Genomic DNA, 26215 nt, shown 5'->3' with positions numbered 1-26215 from the left:
TGCGGAGGTATGACTCACAGACCGCACAACACATTTGATGTCGTCCCTGCGAAAGCAGGGACCCATAACCACGAATGCTGATTATCGCGCGTCGCCGGAACGACAAGTGCCGTTCACAACATCCGCCGCGGATTATGGGTCCCTGCTTTCGCAGGGACGACAGAGTGATTGTGGCGCGAGCGCGACACGCAAACCCATCACCTCAGCACCACCCACGCCGGCGCGTGATCGCTGGCGCCGTCCTCGCCGCGGATGGCGCGGTCGACGCCGGCTTTCACAAGCCGCGGCGCCACTGCGGGGCTGAGCAGGAGATGATCGAGCCGGAGGCCTGCATCGCGTGGCCAGCGCTGGCGCTTGTAGTCCCAGAAGGTGAACATCGGCGCGTCCGGATGCAGGGTGCGGATCGCATCGCACCAGCCCTGATCGACCAGCGCCTTGAAGGCGGCACGGCTCTTCGGCTGGATCAGCGCATCCTTGTCCCAGGAGCGCGTCGGGTAGATGTCGAGGTGCGTCGGCGCGACATTGTAGTCGCCGGCGAGCACCACCGGGACGTCCTCTTTGAGCAGCTTGGCGGCATGGGCGCGCAGCCGCTTGAACCAGGCGAGCTTGTAATCGAATTTCGGCCCGGGCTGCGGATTGCCGTTCGGCAGATAGAGGCTGGTGACGACGATGCCGCGCACCGCGGCCTCGATGTAGCGCGCTTCGTGATCGCCGGCATCGCCGGGCAGGGCGGTGCGGATCAGCACCGGCTCGGCCTTGCGCGCGAGGATGGCGACGCCGTTCCAGGTCTTCTGTCCCTGCCACACCGCGCCGTAGCCGGCCTGCTCGATCGCGGCCGCGGGAAACTCGGCGTCGCTTGCCTTCAGCTCCTGCAGGCTGACGATGTCGGGCTTGGCGGTCTTGAGCCAGCGCAACAAGTTGGGCAGGCGGCGGTTGACGTTGTTGATGTTGAAGGTCGCGATCTTCATGCGCACCGGCAATCGCGACCCTTGATCATGTCAGGTGGACGTCACCGTTGGCTCGGCGGCCGGCAATGGCGGCGGTGCAGCGGGCGCTGCTGTTGGCAAGGCTGGCGGCGCTGCAGGCGTGGCAGCCCGCTCGCTCGTCTCGGCGACCGCGTCGCTTCTCGCGGCGACGGCATCGCCGCCCTTGTAGATGCGCACGAAGCGGCGGCCGAGGCTGGTCAGCACCTCATAGCCGATGGTGCCGAAATGATGCGCGACCTCGTCGACCGTGATGCCTTCGCCGATCAGCGTCACCATGTGGCCGCGCCGCACGGCATTCTTGTCGAGGTCGGTGACATCGACCGCGATCAGGTCCATCGAGACGCGGCCGGCGATCGGGCAGCGCTTGCCGGCGACCACGACCTCGGCGCCGCGGGTGCCGTCATTGGCGCTGGCGGCGCGGAAATAGCCGTCGGCATAGCCGGCGGCGACAATCGCAAGCCGGGTCGGCCGGCGCGCGGTCCAGGTGCCGCCATAGCCGACGGTCTCGCCGCGGTCGATGTTGCGGATCTGCACGATGCGCGCCTTGAGGTCGACCACCTGCTGCATCGGGTTGTCGGCCTCCGGTGTCGGATTGACGCCATAGAGCGCGCAGCCCGGCCGCACCATCTCGAATTGGAATTGCGCGCCGAGAAACACGCCGGAAGAATTCGCCAGCGAGGCCGGCACGCCGGTGAACAGGCTCGCGATCTCGCGGAAGCTCGCAAGCTGCTTGGCGTTGGCGGGATTGTTGAGCAATTCGGCGGAGGCGAGGTGGCTCATGACCAGCGTGATGCCGTGGTCACCGGCATTGATCCGCGGGATGATGCCCTGCGCCTCGCTGACCGTGAGCCCCAGCCGGTTCATGCCGGTGTCGATATGGATGGCGGCGCCGCCGGACCAGCCGGAGCGGCGGCAGAACACGTCCCATTCGGCGAGTTCGTTGAGATCGCCGATCACCGGCTTGCAGTCGATCCTGGCATAGGCGTCGCCGCTGTTCTGGAAGAAACCGCCGAGCGAATACACCGTCGCCTCGGGAGCGGCCGCGCGCACCGCCGCGGCTTCCTCGACGCTGGCGACGAAGAAGGTCTTGCAGCCGGCCTTGGCCAGCGCCCACGAAACCTGCTCGGCGCCGCAGCCATAGGCGTTGGCCTTGACCACGGCGGCGCATTCGGCCGGCACCGCGGTCTTCTCGAGCTTGCGCCAGTTGGCGATGATGGCGTCGAGGTTTATGGTGAGGATACCGCTGGCGGTCGGGTAGGCCGCCAGCAAACTGGCTTCGGGCGTCAGTTGCGATTTCGCGTCAGTCACGATGTTCATACGGCAGTTGTACGCGGGTGCCCTGCGTCGTTCAACCGAGTCCGGATCTCAGTGGCCGTGATCCGGAACCTGACCGTCGGGTGCGAGGTCGCCGAAGCGCGTGACGCTGGCCTCGAAGTGCAGATCGACCGTGCCGGTCGGACCATGGCGCTGCTTGCCGATGATGACTTCGGCCTTGCCGTGGGCAAGGTCCATGTCCATCTGCCACTTCTCATATTCCGGCGTGCCCGCGCGCGGCTCCTTGTTGGCGAGGTAGTATTCCTCGCGATAGACGAAGATCACGACGTCGGCGTCCTGCTCGATCGAGCCGGATTCACGCAGATCCGAGAGCTGCGGCCGCTTGTCGTCGCGGTTTTCGACCTGACGCGACAGCTGCGACAGCGCGATGATCGGAACGTTCAGTTCCTTGGCCAGCGCCTTCAGGTTGGTGGTGATCTCGGTGATTTCCTGCACGCGGTTGTCGTTGCCGCGTTTGCCCGAGCCCTGCAGCAGCTGGATGTAGTCGATCACGATCAGGTCGAGCCCCTTCTGGCGCTTGAGCCGTCGCGCCCGCGCGGTGAGCTGCGAGATCGAGAGACCACCGGTTTCGTCGACGTAGAAGGGCAGCGATTGCAGCTCGATCGAACAGTCGCGGATCTTCTCGAAATCCAGTTCGCTGATGCCGCCGCGGCGGATGTGGCTCGAGGGGATGCCGGTGCGCTCGGCGAGAATACGGGTGGCGAGCTGTTCGCCGCTCATTTCGCAGGAGAAGAAGCCGACACAGCCGCCATTGACTGCCTTGGTGGTGCCGTCCGCCTGGACCTCGGGCACATAGGCTTTGGCGATGTTGTAGGCGATGTTGGTGGCGAGCGATGTCTTGCCCATGCCGGGACGGCCGGCGAGGATGATGAGGTCGGACGGCTGCAGGCCGCCCATCTTGGCGTCGAGGTCGCGCAGACCGGTCGAAATGCCCGACAGCTTGCCGTCGCGCTGGAACGCCTTCGCCGCCATGTCGACCGCGATCGTCAGTGCCTGGGCGAAGCGCTGGAAGCCGCCGTCATAGCGGCCGGTTTCCGCAAGGCCGTAGAGCTGCCGCTCGGCATCTTCGATCTGGGCGCGCGGCGCGAAGTCGACCGGCGCGTCGTAGGCGACGTTGACGATGTCCTCGCCGATCTGGATCAGGTTGCGGCGCAGGCTGAGATCGTAAACGGTGCGTCCGTAGTCTTGGGCGTTGATGATGGTGGTCGCTTCGGCGGCAAGCCGGGCGAGGTATTGGCCGACCGTCATACCGCCGATGTCGAGTTCGGCCGGCAGGAACGTCTTCAAGGTCACGGGGTTCGCGACCTTGCCCATCCGGATCAGGCTTCCGGCGGTTTCATAGATTTGCTGATGGATGGTCTCGAAGAAGTGCTTCGGCTCCAGGAAATCGGAGACCCGGTAGAAGGCGTCGTTATTGACCAGGATCGCGCCCAGCAGGCCCTGTTCCGCTTCGATGTTGTGCGGCGCACTCCGGTAGGCCGGGGATGCGGCGTCGGGCGCGAGCTTGTGGACGTTCGAATCAATCAAGGCCATGGACGAGCTTATTCTTCTGATTTCGTCGTTACTGAGATTTTCGGGTGTGGGGCCGCGATGAAGCGCCAGCCCGGCACGAAGCGAAAGGACGGATGTTTCTTATGCACGATTCACACAACGCGAGGTGTGAATCCGAAACAGTCGGATGCATTCCGCTTGACGGGGGTTTTGTCCGAAACCGGGCGGGACCCGGCCGATCAGCACCGTCGTTGGCAAAAATCGGACGCAGCCTGAACCTTTTGCCAGGCGAGCGGACCCATGGAGAGGCGAGGCGGCTGTTGGCGTCGATTTCTCAGACCAAAATGAGGAAGGCCAGCGCGATCAAGGCGGCCACCACGCCAGTGGCGATCAGGGCGTAGTCGGTCGCGATATCGCGCTGCGGGTCCAACATCGTCTGGCGTGTTTCTCGGGTCATTCCGGACCACTACGACAGCCCGGGACAGACCTCTGTGAAGCAGATCACATGCGCCGCACTTTTTTTGCGGCAGGTTCGCGGGAACGACCCGGCGGATTCCGGGTTGTCTCCGCTCAGGGAAGATACGGCGGCGATGGCTCGAGAGTTTCAGACAGCGCGATCAAGGCTTGGCCGGGCAGGTGGCATGGACCGCCGCTGGCTGGCGGCGCTTGTCGATGCCATGGAGCAGGCGGCGCGTCCGGAGGTCCGCAATGTTCCCTGCGATGCCCGGTTGATTTCTGCCGCGGCGGCCCATCTGGCGCGTCCCGCACCGACCTTCGTCCATTGCAGGTCGGTCTACAGCCTGCGCAACTAGCAGCACCTGTTCCTTCAGGCCTATTCGCCGGCGAGTTGCAGCCGGGGCTTGGCCGCGCCGGCCTCCTTCAGCCGCAGACGGGCTTCTTCGCCGCCGATATAGTCGCGGGTGATCGGGACGATGCCCTGGCGCTTGGTGAGCTGCAGCTGGAAGTTCATCATGTTCTGCACGCGGAACGACATCTCCGAGGCTGCCAGATAGAATTCCCACATCCGGGCAAAGGTCTCGTCGTAGAGCCGCACGGCCTCCTCGCGCCGCGCCATGAAACGCTCGCGCCACGCCTTCAGCGTCTCGGCATAGTGCAGGCGCAGGATCTCCATGTCGCAGATCAGCAAACCGGCCTTCTCGATCGCCGGCATGACCTCGGAGAGCGCCGGAATGTAGCCGCCGGGGAAGATGTATTTCCGGATCCAGGGGCTGGTGACGTCGGGGCCGGTCGAGCGCCCGATCGAATGCAGCACCATGACACCGTCGTCGCTCAAGAGTTCGGCGCAGCGCGCAAAGAAGGTTTCATAGAAGGCGACCCCGACATGCTCGAACATGCCGACCGAGACGATGCGGTCGAACGGTCCGGGGATGTCGCGGTAGTCCTGCATCAGGAAACGCGCGGAGTGCGCCAGGTTCCGCTCCGCCGCCCGCGCGCTGGAAATCTGCAGCTGCTCGGTCGACAGCGTGACGCCGGTGACGTCGGCGCCGCTCATCTCGGCGAGATAGAGCCCAAGGCCGCCCCAGCCGGAACCGATGTCGAGGATGCGGTGGCCGGGCTTGATCAGGAGTTTTGCGGCGAGGTGACGTTTCTTGGCGAGCTGGGCATCGTCCAGCGTCGCGTCCGGTGTCTCGAAATAGGCGCAGCTGTATTGCTTGTCCGCGTCGAGGAAGAGGGAATAGAGGCGGCCGTCGAGATCGTAATGACGGGCGACATTGCTCCTGGATCGGCCGCGCACATTGATCTGCTGGGCGCGGCGTCCGAGGAAGCGCACCCAGGCCTGCAGCCGGGCAAAGTTCGGCAGCATGGCTGCCTGACCCATCAGGACCGCCAGCACGTCGGCGATGGTGCCTTGCTCCACCACGAACGTACCGTCCATGAAGGCTTCGCCGAGATAAAGTTCGGGATCGACCAGGATGCGGAGTTCGGCCGCCCGCGTCATGAAGCGCACGGCGACCGGTACGCCCGTGCCGTCACCGCAGCTGAATTGAGCGCCGCTCGCGGTCGTGAACGTGATCGAACCGCGGCGGATGAAGCGCCCCAAGAAGTATCGCAACAATCGGTCCATCGAAACACCAACGGAACGGCAAGCTGCACACCGACACCACCGGAGCTGATCACCCCAATGTGTCCCCAACCTCAAGATAGGCAGGGAATTAGATCGCGCTATTGCGTTGTGGTCAAAGCCGATATTCCAAAATGTGACAATTGCGTGGATGCGTCATGGGCGCGCTTCCATTCGCGCGATAATCGGCTAAAAGGTGACCGCCGCGGCCGATCCATCAGGCGCTGGCGGCGATTTTTCCGGAATCTGGAGACTTAAGGAATGTTGAGCCGAGCCCTCAGTCTGGCGACGGTGGCGCTTCTGATTGGCTGCCTGTCAGCCGTTTCGGCGCAAGCGCAAAACCTCGAGGCCGGCAAGAGCCCCTCCCAGATCTTCGCAAGCACCTGCACAGCTTGCCACAAGAGCCCGCGCGGCCTGCTGAAGTCGGTGCCGGCCGGTTCGCTGCCGGGTTTCCTGCGCCAGCACTACACGACGTCCAGCGACATGGCCGGCGTGCTTGCGTCCTTCCTGATTTCGAACGGCGCCAACGACCCGCGCTATCAGGCCAAGGATCAGCCCAAGGGGGCCAAGGGACGGGACGGCCGGCAGGAAGCCAACCAGTCACCTGACCAGTCGTCCGAGCGTCCGGCCCGCCGACGGCACCAGGATGCAGCGCCGCAGGAAGGTGCCAAATCCGACGCCGATGGCTTGAATCCCGAAGGGCGTCCGGGTCGCCACGGCAAGCGGATGGCGCGCCCGAGCGAGACGCCGGAAGGCGCGAAGCCGGACGACGGCCAGACGCCGCAGGCCGTGGGCGAGGGCAAGCCGTCGCGTCAGAAGCACGGCCGTCGCGGCAAGCCCGTCGACGAGCCGAAGTCCGAGGATGGGTCCAAGAGCGGGGCTGCGACCAGCGACGAGCCCAAGGCAGCCAACAAGCGCGAGGACAAGGGTGAGGCCGAGAAGCCGGCGAAGCCCGCCGCTGAGCCCGACACGGCAAAGGTCGACGCGCCGAAGAGCAATGGCGGCGGCGAACCTGCTGCCGTGCGATCCGATCCGGTTCCGCAGGTCACGCCGGCGCCAGCAGCGGCTGCGCCTGCCGCGTCCGAGCCGGCCGCTCCGGCGCCAGCCGCGCCGCCAGTGACTGCGACCGCGCCGCCGCCACCGCCGCCCACGACGCCAGGCTCCGGCCCACCGGAAGCCCCGACCTCGAAATAATCGCCGACGCCGGGCCGCAAGGTCCGGCGTATTCGTTTGACCACCGTTAGAGTAGTGCTCTAGAGTGTTAATCTAATCAGGAGAGGACGACTTGAGCACGGCGCGCGAAGATCTGCTGGCGGCGGGACTGGTGGTGTTCGACCGCGACGGGTTCGAGGGCGCGACGGTGGCCGAGATCCGCTCCCGCGCCCGCGCGTCCAACGGCAGCTTCTTCCACTTCTTCGCCTCGAAGAAGGAGCTCGCCGGGTCCCTGTTCCTGGAAATCCTGCAGGCCTATCACGCCGCGATCATCACCTCGGTCGACGACAGCTGCGGCGCCGGCGAGGGCGTCGCGCGGCTGATCCACGCCCATCTCGATTGGGTCGTGAGCAACCGGCGCGAGGCGCGCTTCCTGTTCGAGATTTCGCGCAGCGAGTGGGGCGAGGAGGTGCGCGGCGCGCAGCGCAGCGAGAATTCGCGGCTCGCCGATGGCATCGAGCGCTGGCGCGCGCCGCTGCTCGCGCGTGGCGAATTGCTGCCGATGAGCGCTGTGCTGTTCTTCAGCCAGATCATCGGGCCGGCGCAGATCTTCTGCCGCGCCTGGCTGTCGGGCCGCCATACCGGCGATCCGCGCGAACAGGTGGAGACGCTGATCGCCTGCGCGATCCGCGCGGTGGCAGCGCCGGGTGCGCCGGAACGAACAGGAGGAACGTCATGAGCGAGACCGATCCGGACTTTGCGCCGATCGCGACACGAATTCGCGACAATGTCGGCCGGCAGGGCTTCATGGGTCTTGTCGGTGCTGAGGTGGCCGAGCTGTCGCGCGGCACGTGCACGCTCGCGGTCGACCGCCGTCCGGAGCTGTTGCAGCAGCATGGGCTGTTTCACGGCGGGGTGACGGCGTTTCTGGTCGACAACGCCACCACGATCGCAGCGGCGACATCGCGCGGCCAGCCGGCGCTGACGGCGGAGTACAAGCTGAACCTGCTGTCGCCGGCGTCGGGCGATCGCCTGATCTGCCGGGCGCGCGTGATCAAGCCGGGACGTCAGGTCGCCGTCGTTGCGGCCGACGTGTTCTGCGTCATCGACGGCAAGGAGAAGCACACCGCGACCGCTTTAGCGTCGATCGCCATGCTCGACGACAAGGCGGCGGCACGAATCCGAAGCCCGGCCTGATCGAGGCCGGGCTTCGTAGCTTTTTCGAGCGAAGTGGATGCCGGTTCGCGTGAAGAACACGCGTCAAAACCAGAATCGAGAGCATCGGTTCAGAACCGATGCTCTCGTCGGTTGAGCGATGCAGAGAAGCTTACTTCTCTTCGGCGGCCGGAGCCGGCGCGGCTTCCTCGTCGTGCTGGGCTTCCGGATCGAAGAATTCGCCGGCGGCGGCGAGCGCCTCGGCGGCAGCGTCCTGGTCTTCCTGGCGGGTCGAGATGTCCTCGCCGCGCTTGATCCGCTCGGCCTCTTCGGCGGAGCGGGCGACCGTCACGGTGACGCTGGTCTCGACCTCGGGGTGAACCGCGATCGTCACCTTCTGCGCGCCGATCACCTTGATCGGCGAGTCGAGCCAGACCTGCGGGCGGGAGACCGTCACGCCGTCGGCGGCGAGCGCGGTGACGATGTCGCGCACCGTGACCGAGCCGAACAGCTGGCCGGACTCGGAAGCCTGGCGGATGATGACGATGTCGCGGCCGTCGATCTTCTCGGCGACCACGGACGCTTCGCCCTTGGCCTTGATGTTGTTGGCCTCGAGCTCGGCCTTCATGCCGTCATACTTGGCGCGGTTCGCCTCGGTGGCGCGCAGCGCCTTGCCGCGCTTCAGCAAGAAGTTGCGGGCGAACCCGTCCTTGACGCGCACGACTTCGCCCATCTGGCCAAGCTTGGCAACGCGTTCGAGCAGAATGACTTCCATTTTCGTTCTCCTTTAGATGCTAAGTACGGGTTTAAGTGGTTGGATCGAATCTCAAGCCGCGGGCAAAGGCGGCGGTCTTGTTTGCAGATAGCGCTGGCGCAGCCCGAACACGGCGTCGGCGATGCCGAGCGCGAACATCGCAACGATTGGCCAGCCGAACATGGCGACGACGGCGTAGATGCCGCCGAGCCAGAAGCCGCGATTGGCGAGCGACAGCGTCAAGGTGTGCAGCACCGCGAAGCCGACCAGCGCATAGGCGATCACGAGCGCCGTCGCGATGATCTGCGCCAGCAGCGCAAGCATGCCGCCGACGAAGCTGGCGCCTACCGCCACGATCAGCGCGACCAGCGTCACGGCGGGGAGCGCGGTGCGACGGAACTCCGGCCACGGTCGGTTCAGTCGCCCGGAGGTTTGCGTGATCTTGCCGGCGAGCCAAAGGTTCAGCGTCAGCGTCACCATGGAGATGACCGTCGCCGCGAGCGGCGCGAAGATCACCAACGCGTCGACCAGCCGTTCGATGTCACCGCTGGGCTGCGCTTCGCCGGCGCTGAGCATCTTGAGCAGGCCGCGCCGCAGCGTGCCGGTGATGGTGTCGGTATCGGTGCCGAGCGTGAGCAGCGCGGCGGTCGTGGTAATGACGGCGAAGGCTGCAATCCAGAGCAGGATGCGGCCGACGGGGTACCATTCAAGCGCAGGCGGCTGCTGCTTGGCGCTGTCGCCGGTTGCGCCCGCGATCGGCCGTCCGAGCAGGGCGAGGTGGCCGAGCCACCAGCCGGGCACGGCGACCATCATGGCAAACGCGATGCTGTAGGGAAGGCCGAAGATCGTGCCGAGCACGGATGCCGCACCCACTCCACCAATAGCGGCGGTGAGGGGACCCCAGCCGAGCGCCGCCACCATGATCGGCAGCGATGCGAGATAGAACAGCAATATCGAGATCAGCGCGCCCGAACTGATCGAGGCGAACATCAGCGCCGACGCGGCGCCGGCTGCGAGTGCAACGGTGAATATTCCGATCATCAGCTGTCCCGCCCCCTTCGAGCGGTTAGGGGTCCTGCATCGAGAACCCCAACCATCGGCGACCGGACGACCCGGAAGCCTTATGAGAATGAGCGGCCGGCGGCGCGTGCCGCCGGCCGTCGTCAATTAGCGAATGACGTAAGGCAGCAGGCCGAGGAAGCGCGCGCGCTTGATGGCGCGGGCGAGCTCACGCTGCTTCTTGGCGGACACGGCCGTGATGCGGCTCGGCACGATCTTGCCGCGCTCGGAGACGTAACGCATCAGCAGCTTGGAATCCTTGTAGTCGATCTTCGGCGCATTCGCGCCCGTGAACGGGCAGGACTTGCGACGACGGAAAAACGGACGGCGGGCACCAGCATCAGCCATGATTCATTACTCCTCGGTCGCAGCTTCTTCTTCGCGCGGACGGCGCGGGCCACGGTCGCCACGGAAACCACCACCATCGCGGTCACCTCGGAAACCGCCTTCGCGGTCGCCACGGAAGCCACCACCACGGTCATCGCGCTCGCGATCACGGTCGGCCTTGCGCATCATCGCGGACGGGCCTTCCTCGTGCTCTTCGACGCGCACGGTGAGGTAACGAATGACGTCTTCGTTGATGCGCTCCTGACGCTCGATCTCGGTGACGACAGCCGAGGGTGCGTCGATGTTCATCAGCACGAAATGCGCCTTGCGGTTCTTGTTCATGCGGTAGGTGAGGGAGCGCACGCCCCAGCTCTCGGTCTTGGTGACCTTGCCGCCGCCCTGTTCGACGATCCCCGTCATCTGGGCCGTCAGTTCATCCACCTGCTGGGTGCTCGCATCCTGACGCGCGAGAAAAACATGCTCGTAAAGAGGCATGGTTGTCCTTTCCTGTGTTGGCGCGGTTTCCGGCGACAAGCCCTTCGAGACCTTCGGAAAGGACTCGAGCTGCTCAGAAGGCGGGAGCACGGGACGACGGGCCGACTGGCCCTGCCACATCAAAATCAACGGGTGAATTTGCTGAGACCGTCCGTTCAGCTCCCGGCCGGAGCCCACGAATGGCGCGCTTATACGGGTTTTGGCCGCGAAAGCAAGGGTTCTCGGCCTCCGGATGCGCGAGGCGTCGTAGCCCTCCAGGCCGTTTGACGCAACCTCAGGCGTTTTCCCGTTGATTTCTTTGTTTGTATGCCATACAAATATCTCTGGGAGGACGAGATATGGGTTCGGAGACCGCCGGCGGCATGTCTGCGCCCGATCCGAAGCACGCGGTCCGCGCGACGCGGTCGGCGGGGCGCAAGATGCGCTCGCTGCTGCTCGATGCCGCCAGCCGCCTGTTCAAGGAGCGCGGGCTGTCGGGCACCTCGATCTCCGATATCGCCGCGGCGGCCGACGCCTTTCCGAGCCAGATCACCTATTACTTCCGCACCAAGGAAGCGCTGTTCGTCGAGGCGGCCAGCCGCGACATGCTCTATCTCGCGCGCGCGACCGAACAGGCCGCCCTGAATGCCCACACCCCGCGGGACTACACCCACGCCCTGGCCGAAACCGTGACCGCGACCGACACGGTCGCCTTTTTCGCGGAGGCCTTGACCCTCACTCGGCGCCGGCAGGATCTCGCGCCGCTCGTCGAGCGCACCATCGAACGCCTGCACAGCGAGGGCGCGCGCGCCTATGCGGGCCAGGTCGAGCGCCATGGCTGGCGGTCGCTGCGCGCGCCCGAGGAGAGCTCGCGGCGGTTCTGGGCGATTGCGATCGGTGTGATCGTCGAAGGTTTCGCGATGGGCCGCGCTGCCGACGAGATGTGCCGCGAATTGCTGCGCGCGCTCGGCGAGCAGGCGACATCAACTTCGACGTCGGCCAATGATGCGACGCGGTTGCGCCTGGTCGGCGATCCCAACACTTCATCCTCAACGGACGGGGAGACAAGCAGATGACCGCGCTTCGCATGCGAGCCCGCGATTTCCTGACCGAGGACGAATTGGTCGCGGTGCGCGAGCGCACGACGTGGAAGGGCGCAGCCCTGATCGTGCACGCTTGGGCGCTGATCCTGGGCGCGATCGCGCTGGTCGCGTGGTGGCCCAATCCGCTGACCTATCTGCTCGCGGTTGCGATCATCGGCTCGCGCCAACTCGGGCTCGCGATCCTGATGCATGACGGGGCGCACGGCTGTCTGTCGGCGGACGAGAGGACCAATCTGACGCTGAGCCAGTGGTTCTGCGCCTATCCGATCTTCGCGGAGACCCGCGGCTATCGCCGCTATCATCTGCAGCATCATGCGCGGACGCAGCAGGAGGATGATCCCGATCTCGTGCTGTCGGCGCCGTTTCCGATCACGAAGATGAGCTACCGCCGAAAGTTCTTCCGCGATATCACCGGGCAGACCGGCTACCAGCAGCGCAAGGCGCAATTGCTCAATGCGATCGGGCCGAAGGAGTGGCCGTTGTCGCGGCGCGCCGCCAACTTCTGGCAGAAGCTCGGGCCGCAATGCGTCACCAACGCGCTGCTGTTCGCGGGGCTCGCCGCCGCGGGCGTGTGGTGGGCCTATCCGCTGTTGTGGCTGGTGCCGCTGCTGACCTGGATGATGGTGATCACGCGCATCCGCAACATCGCCGAACATGCCGTCGTGCCTGACAGCTCCGATCCCCTGCGCAACACCCGCACCACGCGGGCCAACGTCCTCGAGCGTCTGTTCATCGCGCCGTACTACGTGAACTATCACCTCGAGCATCATTTGCTGTTCTACGTGCCCTGCTACAACCTGCCGCGCGTCCACCGCATCCTGAGCGAAAGCCGCTATGCCGGCCGGATGGAAGTGCAGCCGGGCTACGCCGCCGTGCTGCGGCTCGCGACCGCCAGGCCCGCCAACGAGGATCGTCCGGGGCAGCTGGTCAACAGCGCACGCCGGGCGAGGGCCGGCGCCAAGGTTAACGCCGACCAGAATGCCGGCGGGTTCTAGCCCGAGGCCGGACCGGCATCCCCAGGGTTCCTCCGTCGCGGCTTGACAGCACCGCCTCCGTCAGTGTCTTACGGCCCGGTCCGAGGCCGGTTGCAAGGCTGGGCTGCCATGGCTTGGTTGCCGAGGCCCGATTGCTCAGGCTTGGTTTGCAAGGGATTGGCCCGGACCCGCTGTGGCGCGTTTTGCGCGACGCGGATACCGTTTTCCCCTGGGCAGGCCTAAAGCGCCTGCGCGGAGATCACGCTCAACTAGGTAGGGATCGCCGATGACGGCAGCATTTACGTTTCCCGGGCAGGGCTCGCAGGCGGTTGGCATGGGCAAGGCCCTGGCCGACGCCTTTCCGGCGGCCAAGGCGGTGTTCGACGAGGTCGATTCCGCGCTGGGCGAGAAGCTGACCGCGATCATCTGGGATGGTCCCGGCGAGACATTGCAACTCACCGAAAATGCCCAGCCGGCGCTGATGGCGGTGTCGATCGCCACTTTGCGCGTGCTCGAGAGCGAAGCCGGCTTCTCGGTCGGCCGCAACGCGGCCTTCGTTGCCGGGCACTCGCTCGGCGAGTATTCGGCGCTGGCCGCCGTCGGAAGCCTCTCCGTCAGCGACACCGCGCGGCTGCTCCGCACCCGCGGGCTCGCGATGCAGAAGGCGGTGCCGGTCGGCGTCGGTGCGATGGCCGCGCTGCTTGGTCTCGACTACGAAACCGCCGTGGCGGTCGCCAACGAGGCGGCGCAGGGACAAGTCTGCCAGGCCGCCAACGACAATGGCGGCGGCCAGGTGGTGGTCTCCGGCGACAAGGCCGCCGTCGATCGCGCGGTCGAAATCGCCAAGACCAAGGGCGCCAAGCGCGCCATGCTGCTGCCGGTGTCGGCGCCGTTCCATTGCAAGCTGATGCAGCCGGCGGCCGATGCGATGGCAGAGGCGCTGTCCGGCGTGACCATCAAGGCGCCCGCGGCGCCGCTGGTCTGCAACGTGCTGGCCTCCGCCATCACCGATCCCGACGAGATCCGCCGCCGCCTGATCGAACAGGTTACCGGGACGGTTCGCTGGCGCGAGTCGGTTGCCTATATGGCAGGGCACGGCGTGACGCGGTTCTTCGAGATCGGCGCCGGCAAGGTGCTGAGCGGCCTCGTCAAGCGGATTGCCGACGGCGCGCTCGGCGTGTCCGTCGGCGGTCCGAACGATATCGCTGCGGCCAAGGACGCGCTCGCAGCTTCGGCTTGAAGCAGCCGGAAGGAGAATTCGATGTTTGATCTGACTGGCAAGACGGCGCTCGTCACGGGCGCAACCGGCGGCATCGGCGGCGCGATCGCGCAGGCGCTGCATGCGCAGGGCGCGACGGTCGCGATCTCGGGGACGCGGCGTGAGGTGCTGGACGGCTTTGCGGCCAAGCTCGGCGAGCGCGTGCACGTGCTGCCCTGCAATCTCTCCAGCAAGGATGATGTCGAGGCGCTGGTGCCGGCAGCGGAAGCTGCGATGGGGCAGGTCGACATCCTGATCGCCAACGCCGGCATCACCCGCGACAATCTGTTCGTGCAGCTGCGCGACGAGGACTGGGATGACGTGATCGCGGTCAACCTGACCGCGACGTTCCGGCTTGCGCGCGCCGCGACCAAACTGATGATGCGCAAGCGCTTCGGCCGCATCATCGCGATCACCTCGATCGTCGGCGTCACCGGCAATCCGGGGCAGGGCAACTACACCGCGTCGAAGGCCGGCATCATCGGCCTGATCAAGACGCTGGGCGCCGAATACGCCAAGCGCGGCGTGACCGCCAATTGCATCGCGCCGGGTTTCATCAAGACGCCGATGACGGATGCGCTCAACGACAAGCAGCGCGAAACCATCCTGGCGAAGGTTCCTGCGGCGCGTCTCGGAACGCCCGAGGACATCGCCGCTGCGGCGGTCTATCTGGCCTCGAACGAGGCCGCCTACGTCACCGGACAGACGATTCACGTCAACGGCGGGATGGCTATGATTTGAGCTGCTTGCTGGCTCTCGCAATGCGGCGAAAAGCCGTTTTCGAGAGCCGGTTCAGGCGTGTAGTCAAGGCTTTGGAAGTATGGTAGCTGAACCCCCCATGGATGGGCAAAGAACGCCATTGCAGGATTTTGAAACCCTGTATATTGGCGTGGCGACGCCTGCCGTTCGCCGGGGCTTTAATCGGCTACGACCGGGCCGAATCAAGACTATGCGCGACTGAGTAATCGAGACGACCACGATGGCTCGTATCGTCTTGGGGTCGGGTCCAATGGAACAACGAGGTTGAACGATGAGTGAGATTGGCGAGCGGGTTAAGAAGATTGTGGTCGAGCACCTTGGTGTCGAACCCGAGAAGGTGGTCGATAGCGCGAGCTTCATCGATGACCTCGGCGCCGACAGCCTCGACACGGTCGAGCTCGTGATGGCATTCGAAGAAGAATTCGGTTGCGAGATTCCCGACGACGCGGCGGAGACGATTCTGACCGTCGGCGACGCGACCAAGTTTCTTGAGAAGAACGCGAAGAGCTGACGCCGATCGCGAATTTGACGGGGCCGGACGGACCGTGATCGAGCGGTCCCCCGGCTTCTTATTATCAGCCGCGCATTGCTGGCCGGAGACGTGGAAATGAGACGAGTTGTCGTCACGGGGCTGGGCATGCTTACACCGCTCGGCTGCGGCGTTGACGCAACTTGGGCGCGCATCCTCGCCGGAGACAGCGGCGGCAAGAAGATCGACACGTTCGACGTGTCCGACCTGCCGAGCCAGGTCGCCTGCTACATTCCGCGCGGCGACGGCTCCAACGGTACCTTCAATCCCGATCAGTGGATGGAGCCGAAGGACCAGCGCAAGGTCGACGACTTCATCCTCTATGCGATGTGCGCGGCCAAGCAGGCGCTGGACGATGCCAACTGGCATCCGAAGTCGGATGAGGACCAGTTCGCCACCGGCACGATGATCGGCTCCGGCATCGGCGGTCTCACCGGCATTGCCGAGACCGCGGTGCTGCTGAAGGAGCGCGGTCCGCGCAGGGTCTCTCCCTTCTTCATTCCGGGCCGCCTGATCAATTTGGCTTCCGGTTACGTCTCGATCGAGCACGGCCTGAAGGGGCCCAATCATGCAGTGGTCACGGCGTGTTCGACCGGCGCGCATGCGGTCGGCGACGCAGCGCGGCTGATCGCGCTCGGCGACGCCGAGGTGATGGTCGCGGGCGGCGCCGAATCGCCGATCTCGCGCATCGGCATCGCCGGCTTCTGCGCGGCGCGTGCGCTGTCCACCGGCTTCAACGACACTCCGCAAAAGGCATCGCGGCCGTATGACAAGGATCGCGACGGCTTCGTGATGGGCGAGGGCGCCGGCGTCCTCGTGCTCGAGGAATACGAGCACGCGAAGCGCCGCGGCGCGAAGATCTATGCCGAGGTCACCGGCTATGGCCTGTCGGGCGATGCCTTCCACATCACCTCGCCGCCGCCGGACGGCAACGGCGGCTTCCGCAGCATGAGCATGGCGCTGAAGCGTGCCGGCCTCGCGGCATCCGACCTCGACTACATCAATGCGCACGGCACCTCGACGCAGGTCGGCGACGAGATCGAGCTCGGCGCGGTCGAGCGTCTGCTCGGCAATGCGGCCTCGAAGGTTTCGATGTCGTCGACCAAGTCCGCTACCGGACATCTGCTCGGTGCGGCCGGCGCGATCGAGGCGATCTTCGCGATCCTGGCGATTCGCGATAACGTGGTGCCGCCGACCATCAATCTCGACAATCCGTCGGTGCAAACGGCGATCGATCTTGTGCCGCATACGTCGCGCAAGCGTGACGTCAATGTGGCGCTGTCCAATTCCTTCGGTTTCGGCGGCACAAACGCCTCCGTGATCGTGCAGCGCGTGACCAATTAGTAGGTCTTTAGAACTAGTCCACCGTTTTGCCGTATTCCGCGGTGACTCCTAATAGCGGGCGTATGCTATTGGCAGGGCAGGGGTTTGTCCGGCCACGATTCAACCTGCAGGATATTGGTTTGCATCGATGAGTGAGAGGCCGCCCATTTCACCGAGGAGTCCACGCGCCGCGCTGGAGCCCGAACAGCTTCCGCCGCCGCCCAAGCGCTCGGATCGCGCCCGCAATCCCTTCGTGATCGTCGGCAATGCCATCTTCACCATTCTGATCATCCTGATGATCGGCGCCGGAGCCACGTATTACTACGGCAAGCAGGCGCTGGAATCGCCGGGACCGCTGCAGGAAGACAAGATCGTCAACATCCCGGCGCGCGCCGGCAAGCGTGACATCGCCGACGTGCTCTCGCGTGAGGGCGTCATCAACGTCAATCCGTGGGTCTTCATCGGCGGCGTGTTCGCACTGAAGGCAAGCTCCGATCTCAAGCCCGGCGAATATTCGTTCCAGAAGAATGCCAGCCTGCGCGACGTCATCGCCACCATCGTCGACGGCAAGGTGGTGCAGCACGCCATCACGATACCGGAAGGCCTGACTTCCGAGCAGATCGTGACGCGGCTCTCCGACAACGACATCTTCACCGGCTCGGTGCGCGAGATCCCGCGCGAGGGCACGCTGCTGCCGGAGACCTACAAATTCCCGCGCGGCACCACGCGCGACCAGGTGATCCAGCGCCTGCAACAGGCGCAGAAGCGCGTGCTCGCCGAAATCTGGGAACGCCGCAACACCGACACGCCGCTGAAATCGCCGGACCAGCTGGTGACGCTGGCCTCGATCGTCGAGAAGGAAACCGGCCGCGCCGACGAGCGCAGCCGTGTGGCCGCCGTGTTCGTCAACCGCCTGCGCCAGCGGATGAAGCTGCAGTCCGATCCGACCATCATCTACGGACTGGTGGGCGGCAAGGGAACGCTGGGCCGTCCGATCAAGCGCAGCGAGATCACGCAGCCGTCGCCCTACAACACCTATGTGATCGACGGCCTGCCGCCCGGGCCGATCGCCAATCCCGGCCGCGCCTCGCTGGAGGCGACCGCCAACCCGGCGCGGACCCGCGACCTGTTCTTCGTCGCCGATGGAACCGGCGGCCACGCCTTCAGCGAAACCTACGACCAGCACGCGAAGAACGTCGCCAAGCTGCGCGCGTCGGAGAAGCAGATCCAGAACGACACGGTCGAGCCCGCGGATGATCCGGCGCCTGCCGCCGCGGCGCCCGGCGCCGACACCAATCCCACGGCGACGACGCCGAAGCCCACCAATCAAAAGAAGCCGCCGCGCGGTCGGCAGGGCGCAGCCCAGCAGACCAATTCGCCGCCGGTGGTGCAGCGCTAAAGCGCGATGCGATCGTCGCGCTTTAGCTTCTTGTTTGAGCACGATCTTTCGGAAAACCGCTTCACACTTTTCCGGATCATGCTGTAGCTCTGCGTTTCCGGAGGTGGAACGTAATTTCACTTTCACGGAATCCGTTTTAAGGTCGCACCGGCTCCCCACGAGTCTCGCAGGCTCCGGGTGAGTCCCATATCCTTCTGTTGGAGAGTTTCACGCGATGGCGCTGTCGAGCATGACTGGCTTTGCCCGAAGCCATGGCGCAAGCGGTCCCTATACGTTCGAGTGGGAGCTGAAGTCGGTCAATGCCAAGGGCTTTGACCTGCGGTTGCGGCTTCCGCCGGGCTGGGACGAACTGGAAGCGCTTGCCAAGAAGCGGGCCGGCGAACTGCTGTCGCGCGGCACGGTCTACGCCAATCTCAGCGTCAAGCGCACCGACGCGGCGCAGACGATCCGGATCAATGAGGACGTGCTCGCCGCCGTGGTGAAGGTCGCCGGCACGCTCGCGCAGCGGATCGACGCGGTGGCACCGAGCATCGACGGACTGCTCGGCATCAAGGGCGTCATCGAGGTGGTCGAGCCCGAGAGCAACGAGGACGAGGACAAGGCCGCGCGCGAGGCGGCGGCGATGGCCTTCGAGCAGGCGCTCGGCAGCCTTGTCGAGATGCGCCGCCGCGAGGGCGATGCGCTGGGGCAGACCCTGATGCAGCGGATGGACGAGATCGAGCGGCTCGCCAGGCGCGCCGAGACCGCTCCCGGCCGCAAGCCCGAGGCGATCAAGGCGCGGCTTGCCGAGCAGATCGCGGCCCTGCTCGAGACTTCCGACCGCTTCGATGCCGATCGCCTGAACCAGGAGGCGATCCTGATCGCCACCAAGGCCGATATCCGCGAGGAGCTCGACCGTATCGCCTCGCACATCGCCCAGGCGCGCGAGATGATCGGCAAGGGCGGTCCGGTCGGGCGCCGGCTCGACTTCCTCGCCCAGGAATTCAATCGCGAGGTGAACACCTGCTGCTCGAAGTCGAACGACGTCGAGCTGACCAACACCGGGCTTGAAATGAAGAACGTGGTCGAGCAGTTCCGCGAACAGGTCCAGAATCTGGAGTGAATGATGACGGCGCAGGGTTTTGACGGCGTTGAGCGGCGCGGACTGATGTTCGTCCTGTCGTCGCCCTCGGGCGCCGGCAAGACCACGCTGTCGCGCATGCTGCTGGAGCGCGAGCCGGGCCTGAAGATGTCGGTGTCGGCGACGACGCGGCCGATGCGACCGGGCGAGGTCGGGGGCCGCGACTATTTCTTCGTCGACAAGAAGAAGTTCGAGACGATGGTCGAGCACGGTGAACTGCTCGAATGGGCCACCGTATTCGACAACCGCTACGGCACGCCACGTGCGCCGGTCGAGGCCGCCCTGTCGGTGGGGCAGGATGTTCTGTTCGATATCGACTGGCAGGGCACGCAACAGCTCCACCAGAAAGCCAGCGCCGATGTGGTGCGGGTGTTCATCCTGCCGCCGTCGGCCGCCGATCTCGAGAAGCGGCTGCATACCCGGGCGCAGGATTCGGAAGAGGTCATCCGCGGACGGATGAGCCGCGCCAGTCATGAGCTGAGCCATTGGGCGGAATACGACTACATCGTCGTCAACCACAACGTCGACGACGCCTTTGCCGAGGTGCAGTCGATCCTGAAGGCCGAGCGCCTCAAGCGCGAGCGCCGCACCGGCCTCACCGAATTCGTGCGCGGCCTGCAGCGTCAGCTCGAGAAGTAGCTGGTCGGGATCGTGACGCGATCGCGGGGGATCGCATCACAGTCATTTCCTTGAGTGCACTCTAGTTCGCAGCGCTGCGCGCAAGCCGCTGCAGCATTGCGGCGATCTGCTTGTTGTCCTGCTCTCTTTGATCCCGATCACGCGCAGTCTCCCGGCGAGCAGCCGACGTCTCGGCGCGGCGTGGAGCGGGAGGCGTCTCGGCATGGCGCGGCACGGGTGTCTCCGCGCGGCGCGGCGCAGCCTCGGACAGACGCAGCGGACGGTCCCGGCTGACAACCGCCATCGGTGGCGCCGGCTCGGTGTGCAGCGAATCCCACGGCGCGTGCCACTCGTCCTCGGTCTGGTAGGGCGCCGAGCGCCTGCGGGTCAGCCCGAACACCAGCGCGCTGACCATGCCGGCCAGCGCCAGCGCGCCGACCATCACGATCAGCAACATCTGCGTCGACGACGATGATTTCTCCACCGACGCCTCGGCCGTGGCGGGGGCGGCAGGCGCCGGCGCGGCCGCCTGTTGCGGTGTCGCGTCAGCCTGCGCGACCACGGTCGGCGGGTCCGCGGCGCGCCGGGTTCCGTTGGTTCCGGCCATGCTCGAGGCATCCAGCCACCTGGCGTTCACATCGGACGGCTGGGCGTTGGCACCCTGTGCTGCCGGATCGGTCGCCGCTGCCGTTCCGCCGGCCTGGCTGGCGTCGGCGCTTGGCGCAGGCACGGCTGCGGCCTGCGGCGAGGGCCATTCGGCACGGGCATCGGCGACTGATTTGCGCATCGCCGGCTGCTGCGGCGCAGGCTGGCTCTGCGGCGCTGCCTGGCTCTGTGGCGGCGTCGCGTCGGCCGTTGTGGTATCGGGCGCGGCTGCCGCTGGCGGCTGCTGTGCGGTCGTGGTCGCCGTCTTGGCCGCCTTGTTCTTGGCCTCGCCGAGATACCAGCACTTCTTCTTGCTGCGATCGAGATGGTAGAACCAGTGGCTTCCCGCAGGCGCGGTTCCCTTGGGCGCGGACAGGCAGCTGTCCGCCGTGTTGGTGCTATTGGCCGTATTGGCGGCGGTCTGGGCCATGGCGCTGCAACTGGCGCCGGCCAGCATGCTGGCGGCAAGCGCCGCAGCGAATTTCGCTGAACGATTTGACATACGCGTCCCCGGTATCTCTTTTTTTACGCAAACGCTGGAGATCCCAATCTCGGCAAAGAGTTGGGTCGCAATGCGCCGCAAATCCGGAACGGGTAGGGCTTAATTGGGGCTACCGGCGTGCCGCAATTGCGGCACGCCGGTGGCCAAGGTGTTCGCTGGCTCGCTAGGCGCGGTTTATCGCTTGGACGCGGTCCAGTGGCCTTTGCAGCCATCGGATCGCACGAACGAGCCGGAACCGCTGCGGCCCGAGAAACGGCCCGAACTCGTCCAGCTCAAACCCCCAGCGGATCCGCTGCCGGTCGTGGATCCGTTGGGGCTGACATGTCCGGAGCTAAGCTCTCCTGAAATCGCGCCGCCTGATATCACCAGTCTTTCGGTGCTGGAGCCGCAAGGCGAACCCTGGGCGACAACCACCCATGAACCATCGAAATTGCTGCCACCGCCCTCGCTGCTGGTTTTCCGCGTGGCGCGGCGCGGCGCCTCCGAACTCTTGCTTTGCGCCGGCTTTGACGGCGCGACGGTGCGCGGCGCTGTGCGGGTCCCGGACAGCGACTTCTCGTCATTGCCGATACTGCCACCGCTGCTGCCGGACTGCGCCAGCGCGGCCGTGGACCCGAGCGCGGAAATGAGCAGCGCGGAAAGCAGCATGGGTCGAGGCAGCAAGTAAAACACGTTCTTCATTGCAACTGTGTCCAATGTGATCGTCATTAAATTCAATGTCCGGTGCCGTCGGCGCAGACGGCATCGATAATGCGACAGGATTTCCCGGCCTTGCCGCATTCGTCAAGCGCGGCAGTCTTGGCGCGATCAAGCGCGTCGCGCTGGATCAACGACCAGGACTTGGCTGATATCGCGAACGCGCCGCAGCGCGAGCCGTAAAAGGAAAGCTCGACGGTGCACTTGGCGCCGCCGCATTTGGCGCGCGCGTCCTCAACCGCGGCGCGGCGTGACGCATGCTTCCAGGAGATGCCCCATTTGTCGATGTCGGGGCCATAGACGATCGATCCCCAGGGCTGCAGGTCCTCCATCTTGCGCAGCCGTGTCAGCACGCCCTCGGTCGCTTCGCCGGTCGGCGTCATGGCGACCTTCTCCTGGAATTTGCTGATCGCCGCGCGCATTCCGTTCTTGCTGTCGAGCGGCTCGGGATCGAAATTGTGCTCATAGAGACGATCGCTCAATTCACGCAGCAGTGCCGGGTCCTTGATCGGAATACGATCGGGATCGGGCCGCAACGTGCTCGGCGACTGCGGCTCGGGCTGCGGCGCGACCGCGACCTTCTGCTCGGCCGGAGCCGCTGGCGGGACGAAATAGAAGGTGCCGTCGATCGGCGACGAGGACACCCAGGGCTGTTGCGAACCGCCGGTCTCGCGTTTCACGGCAAGCCCGACCTGATTGAAGGTCTGGAAGATGTCGAGACCGGCGAGCTTAATCGTGGCCGCCAGCGCCTTGGTATAGGGGCTGTGGCCGCCGGTGCCGTCCTGCGCGACGTTGCCGGGCTGCGTGGCATAGGAGATCAGCGTGCCCTCGGGGGCGCGCATCTGTGCCAAGCCGCCGTCGGCCGCGCGCAGCCCGCGTCCGCCGAACGGGTTGTTGCGGCAGGCATCGAGGATCACCATGTTGAGCCGCGTGCCGGAGCCTTGCATCTGCCTCAGCACCAGGTTGAGGTCGAGCATCTGGAAGTCGACGTCGGCCTCGCGGGTGGCGTTGGCGCTGACCGGCACAAGATAGTTCGCGCCGGACACCTGGACGCCATGGCCCGCATAATAGAACAGCGCGACGTCGGCGCCCTGCACCTGCCGGCCGAAGCTCTGGACGGCGATGTCCATGGCCGGCTTGTCGAGATCGAGTTGGGCGCGTCCGCCGATCAGGGTGAAGCCGAGGCCCGCCAGCGTCTCGGCCATCAGGGCAGCATCGTTGCGGGGATTGTCCAGTCGCGTCACGTTCTGGTAGGCGGAATTGCCGATCACCAGCGCAACGCGCTTTTCGGCTGCGGCCTGTGCCAAGCCAACGAGTGCCTGCCACAGCAGTATCAGCACCGCCGCAGCCGCCTGCCTTGCACAGCCCCGTGCATCCCGCGATCCTCTCAGCCTCGCTGGCAGATTACCAGCGCGCGCGGGAGGAAAAAAGCGGCAGTCAAGGCCGCAAGGCGCGGCCAATTGAGCTCGGAGACGTCACACAGGGAGTAATCCCGCCGGTGGTGGGCGGCCGGCGGGATTGCTTTGGTTAGTTCTTCAGGACGATGCGTCCCACGACCTTGCCGGCGCGCAGCTCGTCGATCCATTTCTGGACGTCGGCCATCGGCTCTTCCTTCATCGGCGTCGGCTTGATCTTGCCGGCGCGGGCGAGCGCCATCAATTCCTGACCTTCGGCCAGCGTGCCCACCATGAAGCCTTCGATGGTCATGCGCTTGTACACCCACTGCACCATCGGCAGCGTGAACTGGCCGCCCATCAGGCCGGACACCACGATCTTGCCGCCGCGCGCGACCGTCGACACCGCAAACGCCATCGACTTCTCGTTGCCGGCAAAGTCGACGACGCCGTCGAAGCCGCCGTCGCTCTCCTTCAGCATGCGCTTGACGACATCGGGCTCTGCCGGGTCATAGGCCGCCGCCGCGCCGTTCTTCAGCGCGGTCTCGCGCGCCGCGGGGCTGAGATCGGCAACCGTGATCGGCTGCTTGAACATCGCCTGCGCGAATGACAGGCCCATCATGCCGACGCCGCCAAGGCCGATCAGCAGCAAATTGCGCTGGCGCGGACGATCGACCAGGCGCTTCAGCGCGCCGTAGGCGGTGACGCCGGAGCACATCAGGGTGGCGGCCTGGTTGACCGGCAGCGGATCGTAATCGAGCAGGTATTTTGCGTCGGGCACCAGCACGTGGGTGGCGAAGCCGCCGTCGATCGAGACGCCGAGGAAGCGCTGCTTGACGCAGAGATTCTCGTCGCCGGCGAGGCAGTCACGGCACTGGCCGCAGCCGATCCACGGGAAGACGGCCTTCTTCGTCCCGATCAGATCCTTCGGCGCATCGGGGCCGACCTCGTCGACCACACCCGCGATCTCATGGCCGAGCGTGAAGGGCAGGGTCATGCCGCGGGTGGTATCGAGCTTCTTGCCGCCGCCGAGATCGGCGTAGCCGTCCTGGATGTGGAGATCGGAATGGCACAGGCCGCAGCGCTCGATGCGCACCAGCACTTCGCGTCCCTGGGGCCTCGGCGTGTCGACGATGGTTTCGCACAGCGGTGCATCGAATTTGACGAGGGATTGGCGAACCATACGCGCCATTACGTTTTCTCCTGTTGTTCTATTTTGTGGCCCGTATATCGGCCAATTCCCGGGCCATGGCAACAAAGCCCGCGACCGGAATGGTTTCGGCGCGCCGTGTCGCGTCGATACCGGCTGCGGCAGCAAGCCGCGCCGGATCGACCGACAGCGATTTCAGGCTCTGGCGCAACATCTTGCGGCGCTGGCCGAAGGCGGCGGCCGCGACCTGCTCGAGCATGCGGCGGTCGCACGGCTCGGGCGCGGCGCGCGGTATCAATCGTACCACCGAGGACGTGACCTTCGGTTGCGGCACGAAGGCCGCGGGCGAGATGTCGAACAGGATCTTGGTCTCGGCGCGCCAGTTGGCGAGCACCGCGAGCCGGCCATACGCCTCCTCGTCCTCATGGGCGACGATGCGCTCGGCGACCTCGCGCTGGAACATCAGGACCATCATGTCGTACCAGGGCGGCCACGGCTCGATCGACAGCCAGTCGACCAAGAGCTGGGTTGCGATGTTGTAGGGCAGGTTGGCGATGATCTTGGCCTTGGCGCCATCGAGCAAGGGACGCGGGTCAAAGTGCTGCGCGTCGCCATGCACGATCTCGATGCGGCCGGGATAGCGCTTGGCGATGTAGTCGAGCGCGGCCAGCGCCCGCTCGTCGCGCTCGATGGCGATCACGCGCTTGGCGCCCAGCGCAAGCAGCGCGCGCGTCAAGCCACCGGGACCGGGGCCGACCTCGATCACGGTGGAGTCTTCCAGCGGTCCCGCGGCGCGGGCAATGCGCGCGGTGAGGTTGAGATCGAGTAGAAAATTCTGGCCCAGTGATTTGCGCGCCGACAGCGAATGCTCGCGAATGATGTCGCGCAGCGGCGGCAGATCGTCGATCGTGCTCACTTAGCTTGATGCCGCGGCCATGCGCGCGGCGAGCCGGAGGGCGGCAATTAGGCTCGACGGATTGGCCTTGCCGGTGCCGGCGATATCGAACGCGGTGCCGTGATCGGGCGACGTCCGGATGAAGGGCAGTCCCAGGGTGACGTTGACGGCGTCCTCGAACGCGACGGTCTTGATCGGGATCAGCGCCTGGTCGTGATACATGCAGATCGCGCAGTCATAGGTCTTGCGCGCGGCTGCGTGGAACATGGTGTCGGCCGGCAGCGGGCCCCGGACGGCAATGCCATCGCGGCGCAGGATCTCGACCGCGGGCGCGACGATCTCGACGTCTTCCATGCCGAGCGTGCCGTCTTCGCCGGCATGCGGATTGAGGCCGGCAATGGCGAGCCGCGGCGCCGCGAGGCCGAACCGCGCCTTCATGTCCGCGACCACGATCCGAGCGGTCGACACGATCAAGTCGGTCGTCAATTGCGCCAGCGCTTCGCGGACCGACACATGGATCGTCACCGGGACGACGGCGAGGGCCGGCGACCACAGCATCATCACCGGCTGCGGCGCGCGCCCGCCGCTTGCGGCAAGCTCGGCCAAGAACTCTGTATGGCCGGGATGCCGGAAGCCGGCGCGATACAGCACGTTCTTGGCGATCGGATTGGTGACAACGGCGCTGGCCTTGCCAGCGGCGACATCGGCGACGGCCTGCCGGATCGACGCCAGCGCCGCATCCGCACTCGTGCCGTCGGGCTGGCCCGGTCGCGCCGTCGCCGTCTTGCCGGTCGCAACCACGGGGAGGGCGCGTGCGAACGCCGCGGATGCCTCCTCGGCGCTGACCTCGGCCAACTCGACGGCAAGCCCGAGCGCCTTGGCGCGTTCGGCAAGCGCGGCGCGGTCGCCGAGCAGATAGAACGGGGGGAGATCGAGTTCGCGGCGTCGCAGCCACGCGGCGAGCGTGATGTCGGGGCCGATGCCTGCGGGCTCGCCGGATGTCAGTGCGAGAGGTTGAGCCATGCGTCAACGAT

28 protein-coding genes are annotated in these 26215 nt (G+C 65.8%); 14 read left to right on the top strand and 14 right to left on the bottom strand.

The features are described from left to right. Window positions 1-197: 197 nt before the first annotated feature. The 4 genes from AC1VNY_RS10945 to AC1VNY_RS10930 all read right to left on the bottom strand — a co-directional run bounded on the left by AC1VNY_RS10945 (window position 198) and on the right by AC1VNY_RS10930 (window position 4269). On the bottom strand, window positions 198-968 hold the full coding sequence (locus tag AC1VNY_RS10945; RefSeq protein WP_482405145.1) for an exodeoxyribonuclease III: 771 nt from the start codon (window positions 966-968) through the stop codon (window positions 198-200). A 30-nt stretch (window positions 969-998) separates the two neighbouring features. Then, window positions 999-2303: an alanine racemase gene (gene alr / locus AC1VNY_RS10940; protein ID WP_482405144.1), complete on the bottom strand. Its 1305-nt coding sequence runs from the start codon at window positions 2301-2303 to the stop codon at window positions 999-1001. A gap of 48 nt (window positions 2304-2351) precedes the next feature. Then, complete coding sequence (locus AC1VNY_RS10935) at window positions 2352-3854, bottom strand: replicative DNA helicase (protein WP_028344789.1); 1503 nt, start codon at window positions 3852-3854, stop codon at window positions 2352-2354. A 292-nt stretch (window positions 3855-4146) separates the two neighbouring features. Then, on the bottom strand, window positions 4147-4269 hold the full coding sequence (locus tag AC1VNY_RS10930; protein WP_304499952.1) for a hypothetical protein: 123 nt from the start codon (window positions 4267-4269) through the stop codon (window positions 4147-4149). A gap of 34 nt (window positions 4270-4303) precedes the next feature. On the opposite strand from AC1VNY_RS10930, the gene AC1VNY_RS10925 reads away from it, so the two are divergent. Then, window positions 4304-4624: a hypothetical protein gene (locus AC1VNY_RS10925; protein ID WP_482405143.1), complete on the top strand. Its 321-nt coding sequence runs from the start codon at window positions 4304-4306 to the stop codon at window positions 4622-4624. A 20-nt stretch (window positions 4625-4644) separates the two neighbouring features. On the opposite strand, the gene AC1VNY_RS10920 is transcribed toward AC1VNY_RS10925, so the two are convergent. Next, the gene (locus AC1VNY_RS10920) at window positions 4645-5898 is read right to left on the bottom strand and encodes a class I SAM-dependent methyltransferase (protein ID WP_482405142.1); all 1254 of its coding nucleotides are present in this window, start codon (window positions 5896-5898) and stop codon (window positions 4645-4647) included. Window positions 5899-6156: 258 nt separating this feature from the next. Between AC1VNY_RS10920 and AC1VNY_RS10915 the strand changes: the two genes are divergently transcribed. The 3 genes from AC1VNY_RS10915 (at window position 6157) to AC1VNY_RS10905 (ending at window position 8244) form a co-directional block, all read left to right on the top strand. Continuing rightward, window positions 6157-7089, top strand: a complete 933-nt coding sequence (locus AC1VNY_RS10915) for a hypothetical protein (protein ID WP_482405141.1) — start codon at window positions 6157-6159, stop codon at window positions 7087-7089. A gap of 91 nt (window positions 7090-7180) precedes the next feature. Further along, window positions 7181-7786 (top strand): TetR/AcrR family transcriptional regulator, encoded by a 606-nt coding sequence (locus AC1VNY_RS10910; RefSeq protein WP_482405140.1) that lies wholly within the window; start codon window positions 7181-7183, stop codon window positions 7784-7786. Next, on the top strand, window positions 7783-8244 hold the full coding sequence (locus AC1VNY_RS10905) for a PaaI family thioesterase (protein ID WP_482405139.1): 462 nt from the start codon (window positions 7783-7785) through the stop codon (window positions 8242-8244). Before AC1VNY_RS10910 ends, AC1VNY_RS10905 begins: the two co-directional genes overlap by 4 nt. Before the next feature lie 130 nt (window positions 8245-8374). On the opposite strand, the gene rplI is transcribed toward AC1VNY_RS10905, so the two are convergent. From rplI to rpsF, 4 genes are all read right to left on the bottom strand, one after another. Next, window positions 8375-8977 (bottom strand): 50S ribosomal protein L9, encoded by a 603-nt coding sequence (gene rplI, locus AC1VNY_RS10900; protein ID WP_212057593.1) that lies wholly within the window; start codon window positions 8975-8977, stop codon window positions 8375-8377. 51 nt (window positions 8978-9028) lie between these two features. Further along, window positions 9029-9997, bottom strand: coding sequence for a YybS family protein (locus tag AC1VNY_RS10895; protein ID WP_482405138.1), 969 nt, complete (start codon window positions 9995-9997; stop codon window positions 9029-9031). Between the two features lie 126 nt (window positions 9998-10123). Then, window positions 10124-10363: a 30S ribosomal protein S18 gene (gene rpsR, locus AC1VNY_RS10890; RefSeq protein ID WP_016844287.1), complete on the bottom strand. Its 240-nt coding sequence runs from the start codon at window positions 10361-10363 to the stop codon at window positions 10124-10126. Between the two features lie 6 nt (window positions 10364-10369). Further along, entirely contained in the window at window positions 10370-10837 is a 468-nt protein-coding gene (gene rpsF / locus AC1VNY_RS10885; RefSeq protein ID WP_026192679.1) for a 30S ribosomal protein S6, read from the bottom strand. Between the two features lie 338 nt (window positions 10838-11175). On the opposite strand from rpsF, the gene AC1VNY_RS10880 reads away from it, so the two are divergent. The 9 genes from AC1VNY_RS10880 to gmk all read left to right on the top strand — a co-directional run bounded on the left by AC1VNY_RS10880 (window position 11176) and on the right by gmk (window position 19920). After that, entirely contained in the window at window positions 11176-11892 is a 717-nt protein-coding gene (locus tag AC1VNY_RS10880; RefSeq protein ID WP_482405137.1) for a TetR/AcrR family transcriptional regulator C-terminal domain-containing protein, read from the top strand. Then, on the top strand, window positions 11889-12914 hold the full coding sequence (locus AC1VNY_RS10875) for a fatty acid desaturase family protein (RefSeq protein WP_038383697.1): 1026 nt from the start codon (window positions 11889-11891) through the stop codon (window positions 12912-12914). The genes AC1VNY_RS10880 and AC1VNY_RS10875 overlap by 4 nt, the downstream gene beginning before the upstream one ends. Window positions 12915-13179: 265 nt before the next feature. Beyond that, a complete protein-coding gene (gene fabD, locus AC1VNY_RS10870) occupies window positions 13180-14133 on the top strand; it encodes an ACP S-malonyltransferase (RefSeq protein ID WP_482405136.1) in 954 nt (317 codons plus the stop codon). Window positions 14134-14154: 21 nt separating this feature from the next. Further along, complete coding sequence (gene fabG / locus AC1VNY_RS10865; protein WP_024581467.1) at window positions 14155-14892, top strand: 3-oxoacyl-[acyl-carrier-protein] reductase; 738 nt, start codon at window positions 14155-14157, stop codon at window positions 14890-14892. Between the two features lie 289 nt (window positions 14893-15181). Beyond that, window positions 15182-15421: an acyl carrier protein gene (locus AC1VNY_RS10860; protein ID WP_002716125.1), complete on the top strand. Its 240-nt coding sequence runs from the start codon at window positions 15182-15184 to the stop codon at window positions 15419-15421. 96 nt (window positions 15422-15517) lie between these two features. Then, complete coding sequence (gene fabF, locus AC1VNY_RS10855; protein WP_482405135.1) at window positions 15518-16783, top strand: beta-ketoacyl-ACP synthase II; 1266 nt, start codon at window positions 15518-15520, stop codon at window positions 16781-16783. A 127-nt stretch (window positions 16784-16910) separates the two neighbouring features. After that, window positions 16911-18161: an endolytic transglycosylase MltG gene (gene mltG / locus AC1VNY_RS10850; RefSeq protein ID WP_482405134.1), complete on the top strand. Its 1251-nt coding sequence runs from the start codon at window positions 16911-16913 to the stop codon at window positions 18159-18161. A gap of 214 nt (window positions 18162-18375) precedes the next feature. Further along, on the top strand, window positions 18376-19263 hold the full coding sequence (locus AC1VNY_RS10845; RefSeq protein WP_482405133.1) for a YicC/YloC family endoribonuclease: 888 nt from the start codon (window positions 18376-18378) through the stop codon (window positions 19261-19263). Window positions 19264-19266: 3 nt separating this feature from the next. Then, entirely contained in the window at window positions 19267-19920 is a 654-nt protein-coding gene (gene gmk, locus AC1VNY_RS10840; RefSeq protein WP_482405132.1) for a guanylate kinase, read from the top strand. 61 nt (window positions 19921-19981) lie between these two features. Here the strand turns inward: gmk and AC1VNY_RS10835 are convergent, their stop codons facing one another. Further along, window positions 19982-21046: a hypothetical protein gene (locus AC1VNY_RS10835; RefSeq protein ID WP_482405131.1), complete on the bottom strand. Its 1065-nt coding sequence runs from the start codon at window positions 21044-21046 to the stop codon at window positions 19982-19984. A 139-nt stretch (window positions 21047-21185) separates the two neighbouring features. Between AC1VNY_RS10835 and AC1VNY_RS10830 the strand changes: the two genes are divergently transcribed. Beyond that, a complete protein-coding gene (locus tag AC1VNY_RS10830) occupies window positions 21186-21713 on the top strand; it encodes a hypothetical protein (protein WP_482405130.1) in 528 nt (175 codons plus the stop codon). A gap of 46 nt (window positions 21714-21759) precedes the next feature. Here AC1VNY_RS10830 and AC1VNY_RS10825 read toward each other — a convergent pair whose 3' ends face one another. The 4 genes from AC1VNY_RS10825 to pdxA form a co-directional block, all read right to left on the bottom strand. Beyond that, a complete protein-coding gene (locus AC1VNY_RS10825; protein WP_482405129.1) occupies window positions 21760-23082 on the bottom strand; it encodes a caspase family protein in 1323 nt (440 codons plus the stop codon). Window positions 23083-23269: 187 nt separating this feature from the next. Continuing rightward, entirely contained in the window at window positions 23270-24328 is a 1059-nt protein-coding gene (locus AC1VNY_RS10820; RefSeq protein ID WP_212057601.1) for an alcohol dehydrogenase, read from the bottom strand. A gap of 19 nt (window positions 24329-24347) precedes the next feature. After that, on the bottom strand, window positions 24348-25202 hold the full coding sequence (gene rsmA / locus AC1VNY_RS10815; protein ID WP_482405128.1) for a 16S rRNA (adenine(1518)-N(6)/adenine(1519)-N(6))-dimethyltransferase RsmA: 855 nt from the start codon (window positions 25200-25202) through the stop codon (window positions 24348-24350). Next, window positions 25203-26204 carry a 4-hydroxythreonine-4-phosphate dehydrogenase PdxA gene (gene pdxA, locus AC1VNY_RS10810; protein WP_482405127.1) on the bottom strand — a complete coding sequence of 334 codons (1002 nt, stop codon included), beginning with the start codon at window positions 26202-26204 and terminating at the stop codon, window positions 25203-25205. Window positions 26205-26215: the final 11 nt, after the last annotated feature.

The organism is Bradyrhizobium ferriligni, from assembly GCF_056837965.1.
Note: the sequence above shows the minus strand (reverse complement) of the source record. Positions and strands in the feature narration are given on the sequence as shown.

Coding starts and splice junctions, on each gene's coding strand:
- AC1VNY_RS10945 (WP_482405145.1), bottom strand. CDS start 968: ATGAAGATCGCGACCTTCAACATCAACAACGTCAACCGCCGCCTGCCC.
- alr (WP_482405144.1), bottom strand. CDS start 2,303: ATGAACATCGTGACTGACGCGAAATCGCAACTGACGCCCGAAGCCAGT.
- AC1VNY_RS10935 (WP_028344789.1), bottom strand. CDS start 3,854: ATGGCCTTGATTGATTCGAACGTCCACAAGCTCGCGCCCGACGCCGCA.
- AC1VNY_RS10930 (WP_304499952.1), bottom strand. CDS start 4,269: ATGACCCGAGAAACACGCCAGACGATGTTGGACCCGCAGCGCGATATC.
- AC1VNY_RS10920 (WP_482405142.1), bottom strand. CDS start 5,898: ATGGACCGATTGTTGCGATACTTCTTGGGGCGCTTCATCCGCCGCGGT.
- AC1VNY_RS10915 (WP_482405141.1), top strand. CDS start 6,157: ATGTTGAGCCGAGCCCTCAGTCTGGCGACGGTGGCGCTTCTGATTGGC.
- AC1VNY_RS10905 (WP_482405139.1), top strand. CDS start 7,783: ATGAGCGAGACCGATCCGGACTTTGCGCCGATCGCGACACGAATTCGC.
- rplI (WP_212057593.1), bottom strand. CDS start 8,977: ATGGAAGTCATTCTGCTCGAACGCGTTGCCAAGCTTGGCCAGATGGGC.
- AC1VNY_RS10895 (WP_482405138.1), bottom strand. CDS start 9,997: ATGATCGGAATATTCACCGTTGCACTCGCAGCCGGCGCCGCGTCGGCG.
- rpsR (WP_016844287.1), bottom strand. CDS start 10,363: ATGGCTGATGCTGGTGCCCGCCGTCCGTTTTTCCGTCGTCGCAAGTCC.
- rpsF (WP_026192679.1), bottom strand. CDS start 10,837: ATGCCTCTTTACGAGCATGTTTTTCTCGCGCGTCAGGATGCGAGCACC.
- AC1VNY_RS10880 (WP_482405137.1), top strand. CDS start 11,176: ATGGGTTCGGAGACCGCCGGCGGCATGTCTGCGCCCGATCCGAAGCAC.
- AC1VNY_RS10875 (WP_038383697.1), top strand. CDS start 11,889: ATGACCGCGCTTCGCATGCGAGCCCGCGATTTCCTGACCGAGGACGAA.
- fabD (WP_482405136.1), top strand. CDS start 13,180: ATGACGGCAGCATTTACGTTTCCCGGGCAGGGCTCGCAGGCGGTTGGC.
- fabG (WP_024581467.1), top strand. CDS start 14,155: ATGTTTGATCTGACTGGCAAGACGGCGCTCGTCACGGGCGCAACCGGC.
- AC1VNY_RS10860 (WP_002716125.1), top strand. CDS start 15,182: ATGAGTGAGATTGGCGAGCGGGTTAAGAAGATTGTGGTCGAGCACCTT.
- fabF (WP_482405135.1), top strand. CDS start 15,518: ATGAGACGAGTTGTCGTCACGGGGCTGGGCATGCTTACACCGCTCGGC.
- mltG (WP_482405134.1), top strand. CDS start 16,911: ATGAGTGAGAGGCCGCCCATTTCACCGAGGAGTCCACGCGCCGCGCTG.
- AC1VNY_RS10845 (WP_482405133.1), top strand. CDS start 18,376: ATGGCGCTGTCGAGCATGACTGGCTTTGCCCGAAGCCATGGCGCAAGC.
- gmk (WP_482405132.1), top strand. CDS start 19,267: ATGACGGCGCAGGGTTTTGACGGCGTTGAGCGGCGCGGACTGATGTTC.
- AC1VNY_RS10835 (WP_482405131.1), bottom strand. CDS start 21,046: ATGTCAAATCGTTCAGCGAAATTCGCTGCGGCGCTTGCCGCCAGCATG.
- AC1VNY_RS10820 (WP_212057601.1), bottom strand. CDS start 24,328: ATGGCGCGTATGGTTCGCCAATCCCTCGTCAAATTCGATGCACCGCTG.
- pdxA (WP_482405127.1), bottom strand. CDS start 26,204: ATGGCTCAACCTCTCGCACTGACATCCGGCGAGCCCGCAGGCATCGGC.